Source organism: Lutibacter sp. (assembly GCF_040883305.1).
Lineage (GTDB): Bacteria > Bacteroidota > Bacteroidia > Flavobacteriales > Flavobacteriaceae > Lutibacter.
The window spans coordinates 1-2718 of sequence record NZ_JBFLKT010000405.1; the positions used below are offsets into that span (position 1 = coordinate 1).

The following is a 2718-nucleotide window of genomic DNA, read 5'->3' on the forward strand; positions in this document are numbered from 1 at the left end:
GACTTTTATCTTCAATTGCTAAAGCTTCAGAATAACAAGTTATTGCCTTATTATAATTACCAATAGTCTGGTAAATATCTGCCGTTTTTTCAAGTACAAATATGTTCTGATCTATATCATTTTCTAGCAATTTTAATGCTTTTTGATAATTTCCTTTTAATAATAAACTATCTACAACTGTAAAAACCGAAGATTGCGCTTCGGTTTTTAAAACTGCTATTAAAAACAGTAATGGAATTAAAATCTTTTTCAAATGTTGTTTTTTTATTTATTATTATTTTTTGAGAACAATATTAATAGTTCTCTCCTTGCCAATTTTCACTTCTTGAGTTTGGTAATCTATAAAAGAAATAACGAGTACCTGCTCCTCCATTGCCTTTATCGCAAAATTTCCATCATAATCTGTTACAACTCCATTTTCAGTTCCTTTTATAACAATATTTGTACCTGGCAAACCTCTCCCATTTTCACTTGTAACTTTTCCTTTAACAACTTCAGATAAAGTATTTGATTTAGTTCCATTTATAAAATCTTCTTTCGCCTTTCTTGATTGTTCTTTGGTTGCTTTTTCACCACCAACTTTAAAAGCTATTGGTATACTATATTTTACCCCTACTGCTAAACCTTTTTGTTTTCCAGGCTCCATTTTTGGCAAACTTTGTACTACTCTAATAGCTTCATCTTCCAAAGATTTATGAGGAGCTCTTGCCATTGCCTCAGAAACATTACCTTCTTTGTCAATTTTAAAAACCACAAAAATTCGTTTAACACCAGCTGACAAACCTAAACTACTTGCTAGTCCTGCATTGAAATTTCTATTTACATGTTTTGTAATATTTTCTTGCAAACAGAATCTCAACTCTTCTTTCGTTCCTTCACAACCTGGAAAAACTGGAACTTCATCAATTATTGCGAAAGGAACATCATTACCTTCAACGTATTTATATTTCGATTTTGACCCAAGTCTTACAGATTTTGGTCGAAACCAATTTACTCTTTCTTCATTTCCATCAATAAGCACAACATGATCATATTTAGCCTGATCATTGCTATTAAATTTTGCAGTGATTTCCTTCTCTTTTTCAGTGTACTCACTAAGATCTAAATATCGACCAACCATAATACTCTTTCCAACATAAGTTGGTCCAATCTCAAAATCAAAATATTGTCTTTTTGAAAAATCATCTAAACTATTTAAAACTGATTCCATCTCTGACAATTCCTCATTCACTTGGTCAATGCAAGATGTATAAATTAACATCCCAAGAAATAACGGAATTAATAATAAATATTTTAACTGTTTAATTTTTTGTGATTTTTCTTTTGCGATCATAACGATTCTTTTTTTAATTAATGAATGTTTAAAAAATTGATTGATGAATGAAATATTTTCTACATTAAAAGTTTCAGCCAATAATGTGTTGAAATACGAATTTTTGTCGGATTCTTTTACTACTTCAGCATCTGAAATGTACTCGTGTAAAAGTGTAATTCGTTTTTGATACACATATATTACAGGATTAAACCACATGAGTATTTTTAATACTTCAAAAAACAATAAATCTAACGTGTGCAGTTGTTTACAGTGAATTGTTTCATGTTTAATAATGTCTAACTTTTTATTATCTAGTAACTTTTGATGAATAAAAATGTAGTTAAAAAATGAAAAAGCAGCTTTTTGTTCGCGCAATAAAACCAATTTATAATTTCCTTCATGTATTTTTTTATTGTGGATTATTAAATTAATTATTTTAAATAATCGCACCAAAAAAAGTGTTGTAAATACTAGAATTCCAATATAAAATAGAAAAGGCATCATGTTAAATGTACTTTCATTACTGGTACTTTGTATAATAATTGCTTCAGGATTTAAAAATACTGTTGGGAGTTGCACTATATATTCTTGTGGAATACTTTGTTGAATACTTTTAAATTTTAAGAGTGGAATTATAAAAGCTAAAATTGGTGTTGCCAATAAATAAATTCTATTCCACTTAAAAAATGTTTCTCTTTGTAAAAAGAAATCATAAACGGCTAAAAATAAAGCTTGAAAAAGCAATACTTGAATTATGTAATTTATCATTTTTCTGTCTTTTTGTCATTAATTTGCTGCAAAATTGATTCCAATTCGTTCATATCAACATCATTCTTTTTTACAAAAAATGACACCATACTTTTAAAAGAACCTTCAAAATAACCGTCAACTATTTTTTGTAAACTTTTATTACTGTAGTCTGCTTTTTTAATTAGAGGAAAATAAATATAACCTCTTCCTTTGGCTTTGTGTCCTACAAATTCTTTTGTTTCTAAGATTCTAATTATCGTAGAAACAGTATTATACGCAGGTTTTGGCTTTGGTAACTGCCCAATTATTTCTTTCACCGAAGCCGTTTCTAAATCCCACAAAACTTGCATTAATTGCTCTTCCGCTTTTGTTAATTGTTTCTCCATTCTTTAACTAAGTTTTTAGTTCAACAATACAAATATAACTAAATATTTAGTTTAAACTAATTTTTTAGTTGAAAATATTGCACGATTATTGATTTAAAGATTTATGTTTAAATTTGATTTATAAATAAAAGTATGGATATAGCCTTATTAATTTTTGGGATTTTATTAATGATTTTAGGTATTCTTGGTTCTTTTTTACCAGTATTACCTGGGCCAATAACCAGTTGGTTTGGATTATTGCTATTACATTTAAGCGATGCAGTTCCA

General features: G+C 28.1%; 2 protein-coding genes and 2 pseudogenes. 1 reads left to right on the top strand and 3 read right to left on the bottom strand.

Annotation, left to right across the window (positions count from 1 at the left end; all coding sequences use genetic code 11):
• The 3 genes and pseudogenes from AB1Z17_RS13155 to AB1Z17_RS13165 form a co-directional block, all read right to left on the bottom strand.
• Positions 1–253: pseudogene (locus tag AB1Z17_RS13155) on the bottom strand (hypothetical protein); the annotation flags it as partial.
• Positions 254–274: 21 nt separating this feature from the next.
• A complete protein-coding gene (locus AB1Z17_RS13160) occupies positions 275–2083 on the bottom strand; it encodes a carboxypeptidase-like regulatory domain-containing protein (protein WP_368052232.1) in 1809 nt (602 codons plus the stop codon).
• Positions 2080–2451: a BlaI/MecI/CopY family transcriptional regulator gene (locus tag AB1Z17_RS13165; RefSeq protein WP_368052233.1), complete on the bottom strand. Its 372-nt coding sequence runs from the start codon at positions 2449–2451 to the stop codon at positions 2080–2082. The genes AB1Z17_RS13160 and AB1Z17_RS13165 overlap by 4 nt, the downstream gene beginning before the upstream one ends.
• A 132-nt stretch (positions 2452–2583) precedes the next feature.
• Here AB1Z17_RS13165 and AB1Z17_RS13170 point away from each other — a divergent pair.
• A pseudogene (locus tag AB1Z17_RS13170) lies at positions 2584–2718 on the top strand (DUF456 domain-containing protein); the annotation flags it as partial.